The organism is Pseudoalteromonas sp. SG45-5 (assembly GCF_014164085.1).
GTDB classification, from domain to species: Bacteria; Pseudomonadota; Gammaproteobacteria; order Enterobacterales; family Alteromonadaceae; genus Pseudoalteromonas; species Pseudoalteromonas aliena.
Window position 1 is genome coordinate 1 of record NZ_JACJEM010000160.1, and the last position, 523, is coordinate 523.

Here is a 523-nt window from a genome sequence, read left to right on the forward strand (position 1 = left end):
GCAGAGGGTGGGTTGAAGACAAACTGCTAGAGTTAGCCAAGATATTTTGTATTGACGTCTGTGCTTATGCTGTTATGAGCAATCATACGCACTTAGTCCTGTATGTTGATGATAAAAAGGCGAATAGACTGAATGATAAAGCGATTATTATTCGCTGGCATAAACTCTGCAAAGGCACATTGTTAACGCAAAAGTACATACAAGGTGAGAAGTTAAGTAAAGCTGAATTCATCTTTTTTAATCAAACAGTAAAGGAGTATCGAGAACGTCTATCAAGTATTAGCTGGTTTATGCGAGTGTTAAATGAAGACATTGCGCGCAGGGCAAATAAAGAAGATAACTGCACTGGCAGGTTTTGGGAGGGACGATTTAGTTCGCAAGCGTTATTAGATGAAGCCGCATTGGCGGCCTGCATGGCGTATGTAGATTTAAACCCCATCAGAGCCAAAATGGCAAAGACACCAGAAGAATCAGACCATACCAGTGCTCAAGTACGGCTAATATGCGCAAAAGAAGGCAAGCA

The 523-nt window shown here is 41.5% G+C and carries 1 pseudogene; it reads left to right on the forward strand.

What is annotated here, in order from left to right:
* A pseudogene (locus H5119_RS20095) lies at positions 1–523 on the forward strand (transposase); the annotation flags it as partial.